The organism is Nostocoides sp. (assembly GCF_035343835.1).
GTDB lineage: Bacteria > Actinomycetota > Actinomycetes > Actinomycetales > Dermatophilaceae > Nostocoides_A > Nostocoides_A vanveenii.
Window position 1 is genome coordinate 1 of the sequence record NZ_DAOQZV010000313.1, and the last position, 3,146, is coordinate 3,146.

The window sequence follows — 3,146 nt, forward strand, 5'->3', positions numbered from 1 at the left end:
AGGCGCACCGCACCGACTGGCGGCGGGCCACCCGTTCGCTCGCGCTCGCGATCGCCGCCGGCGTCGCGATCGTGGCGCCGGTGGTGCTCTGGGCGCCGGACGGACTGCGCTATGTGGTGCACTTCCATACGGCCCGGGGCGCGCAGATCGAGTCGACGGCCTCCAGCATCGTCCTCGCGCTGCATACGATCACCGGTCGCCCGGTCGTGATCGACTCAACCTTCGGCTCTCAAGGGCCGGTCGGCGCGGGTGTGACGGCCTTTGCGCAGATCACGATGGTGGCCTCGGTGCTGGCGATCGTCGTCCTCGTCGCGACCTTCGTTCGCCGCCTGACCCGGCGCCCGGCTCCCGCCGACGCGCGCTTGGCCGTCACCGTGCTCGCGAGCACGATCGTGCTGCTCGTCGTGGGCTCGAAGGTGCTTTCGCCGCAGTATCTCCTCTGGATCGTGCCGGCGACGCTGCTCATCCCCGGCCGCCGTGGCCTGGCCGCGCTGGGCACGACCTGCGCGACGATGGTCGCGACCCAGTTGTACTTTCCGGGGCACTACTGGTCGCTCGTGGACGTTGAGACCTTGCCCATCTGGTTGCTGCTGCTGCGCAATCTGCTGCTCATCGCGCTCGTCGTGCTCTGCTGGCCGCGTCGGTCCGCCGCAGCCGGGCGGGCATGACAAAGGCGACCACTCGCGTGGTCGCCCTGGGTGTCGTTTGGGTCAGTGACGCGTGAGGCGGCGGCGCAGCGAGAGCGAGCGCTTGCGCGGCTCACGCACGTCGTGGTGCCAGTCCTGGCTCGCGGCCCGGAGTTCGTTCATCATGCGGGCGTAGTCCCGGTCGATTGCCTTGTCCATGCCTCTATTGTGCGCCTCCGAAATATTCAGGACAAGCGCGCTCTACTGCATGAACCATTAGCAGTGCTTAAGATTGTCGTATGCTCGATCCCCAGCGCCTGCGCACCTTCCGTTCCGTCGTGGCCACCGGGTCGGTGCAGGCGGCTGCCGACCAACTCCGGCTGACGCCGTCGGCGGTCAGCCAGCAGGTGGCGGCCTTGCAGCGGGAGACCGGGCTGGTCCTGCTCGAGCGCGCCGGCCGTGGCGTGCGGCCAACCCCGGTGGGCATGCGGGTGGCGATCGCCTCCGGTGATGCGTTGCGCAGCCTGAATCGCTTGGGCGCGTTGGTGCGCGACCTGCGCGAGGGCAAGACCGGGCACCTGACGATCGGCCATTTCGCGTCGGCGGGGCTGGCCTTGATGCCGCGTATCGTGCGGACCCTGCGTGCGGAGTTCCCCGAAATGATGGTCGAACTCGTGCTCAACGACGTGCCCGGCGGTTCGCCGCTGACCCAGCCTGATATCGATGTCCGGATCGAAGTCCCTGACGAGACGATTCCGCCCGGCTTCGGTCGGGTGCCCCTGATCGACGACCCCTTCGTCATGGTCGTGCCCCGCTCGCATCCGCTCGCCGACCGAGTCGCCGCACGGCTCGCGGACTTCCGCGATGACGAATTCGTCGCCAATGACTTCACCGGCTCACCCGTCCATGAGGTGCAAGCCAAGGCTTTTGCCGCGGCGGGTTTCTCGCCGCGCTATATCGTCCAGGCCGCCGACCACATCAGCGCTCTCGCGTTCGTCGATGCCGGCATCGGGGTGACGATGCTGCCGGTCCTGGCGACCGTCGAGTTGCCCCCACATGTGCGCATCGTCGCGCTCACCGATCCGGTGCCTGTCCGCCATATCTATGCCCTAGTTCGTGATGCCATCTCGGCCGCGCCCGCGGCGCGCCGCGTGGTCGACTTGCTGCGCACGCATACGGTCTAATGTCCACATCGTGGAAACCACATAAACGGGCGCCCGTTTCGCTTTACATCGACGCATGGATGTGGTTTTGTTGTGCCTTGCCGCCCACAAGGTGTGGGTTTGGGGGGACGAAGGAGTCCACAGGATGTATGCCGCGGAACGCCAGCAGCGGATCATGCGCGAGGCGCGCGAGGCCGGTCGAGTTGAGGTGGTCCTGCTCGCCGAGCAGCTGGGCGTGGCGACCGAGACCATCCGACGCGACCTGACCGCGCTCGAGCGCCGCGGCACGCTTCGGCGGGTGCACGGTGGCGCCATTCCCGTGGAGCGCCTGGAACTCGAGCCGACCCTCGCGACGCGGGCCGGAAGGCTGACCGAGGAGAAGCGGCGCATCGCCGCCCGGGCGTTGGAACTGCTGCCCCGCGAGGGCACCGTCCTCTTCGACGCCGGCTCGACAACGGCGGCCATCGTCGACCTGCTGCCACCCGATATCGATCTCACGGTGGTGACCAACTCCATCCCGATCGCGGTTGCGCTGGAGAATCACCCGGGCGTCAACCTCTACCTGCTCGGCGGCCGCGTCCGGGGGGTCACGGGGGCAGCCGTCGGTGAGTGGGCGACCAAGGCCCTTGCGGATCTGGTCGTCGATCTCGCGGTTCTGGGGGCCAATGGCTTCTCGGCGGCACGGGGCCTGACCACACCCGACCAATCCGAATGTCAGGTCAAACGCGCCATGGTCGCGGTCGCTCGGCGAGCGGTCCTGGTCAGCGACTCGAGCAAGGCCGGCGATGATCACATGCACCGGTTCGCCCACTTGTCGGACATCGACCTGGTGTTGACGGACGCCGGGCTGGGTGAGGACGTCGCCGCGGAGATCCGCGCCGCCGGACCCGAGGTCGTGCTTGCATGATCATCACCGTCACGCCCAATCCCAGCATCGACCGCACCATCGCCGTCGACGACCTGCGTGCCGGTCAGGTCCACCGAGCCACGTCGAGCCGGATCGACCCGGGCGGCAAGGGCATCAATGTCTCTCGTGCCCTGACCGCGCAGGACACCGAGTTCGTTTCTCTCCTCTGACAAGGCGCCCACGGTCGCGGAGCAGGCGGAGATCTATCGGCGGGTTTTCGCCCTTCGGCTCCCGGCGCGTCGTCGTGCGCACCCTGGATGCTGGCGCCGACAAGCCGCTGGCGTTCGCCGACCTCGGGCCGGAGGAGAACCCGGCGCTCGGCCGGCGCGGCCTGCGGCTCTCGGCCGAACGACCGGAGTTGCTCGACGCTCAACTGGAGGCGCTGGCCGTGGCCGCCCGCGACACCGGAGCAGATGTCCGGGTCATGGCGCCCATGGTGGCGACGGCGGA

4 protein-coding genes and 2 pseudogenes are annotated in these 3,146 nt (G+C 68.5%); 5 read left to right on the forward strand and 1 reads right to left on the reverse strand.

Annotated features, from left to right (window positions below):
- On the forward strand, window positions 1-668 hold a 668-nt coding region (locus PKH97_RS15390), incomplete at its 5' end, for a hypothetical protein (protein ID WP_324388481.1).
- 42 nt (window positions 669-710) lie between these two features.
- Here PKH97_RS15390 and PKH97_RS15395 read toward each other — a convergent pair.
- Window positions 711-845 (reverse strand): hypothetical protein, encoded by a 135-nt coding sequence (locus tag PKH97_RS15395; protein WP_324388482.1) that lies wholly within the window; start codon window positions 843-845, stop codon window positions 711-713.
- Window positions 846-925: 80 nt separating this feature from the next.
- Between PKH97_RS15395 and PKH97_RS15400 the strand changes: the two genes are divergently transcribed.
- The 4 genes and pseudogenes from PKH97_RS15400 to PKH97_RS15415 all read left to right on the forward strand — a co-directional run.
- Window positions 926-1,810 carry a LysR substrate-binding domain-containing protein gene (locus tag PKH97_RS15400; RefSeq protein ID WP_324388484.1) on the forward strand — a complete coding sequence of 295 codons (885 nt, stop codon included), beginning with the start codon at window positions 926-928 and terminating at the stop codon, window positions 1,808-1,810.
- 124 nt (window positions 1,811-1,934) lie between these two features.
- Window positions 1,935-2,696 carry a DeoR/GlpR family DNA-binding transcription regulator gene (locus PKH97_RS15405; RefSeq protein ID WP_324388485.1) on the forward strand — a complete coding sequence of 254 codons (762 nt, stop codon included), beginning with the start codon at window positions 1,935-1,937 and terminating at the stop codon, window positions 2,694-2,696.
- Window positions 2,693-2,863, forward strand: a pseudogene (locus tag PKH97_RS15410) (1-phosphofructokinase); the annotation flags it as partial. The gene PKH97_RS15405 and the pseudogene PKH97_RS15410, both read left to right, overlap by 4 nt.
- 4 nt (window positions 2,864-2,867) lie before the next feature.
- A pseudogene (locus PKH97_RS15415) lies at window positions 2,868-3,146 on the forward strand (putative PEP-binding protein); the annotation flags it as partial.

Bases quoted from the DNA above. Each gene is read 5' to 3' on its own strand.
- PKH97_RS15400 (WP_324388484.1), top strand. From the start codon at position 926: ATGCTCGATCCCCAGCGCCTGCGCACCTTCCGTTCCGTCGTGGCCACC.
- PKH97_RS15395 (WP_324388482.1), bottom strand. From the start codon at position 845: ATGGACAAGGCAATCGACCGGGACTACGCCCGCATGATGAACGAACTC.
- PKH97_RS15405 (WP_324388485.1), top strand. From the start codon at position 1,935: ATGTATGCCGCGGAACGCCAGCAGCGGATCATGCGCGAGGCGCGCGAG.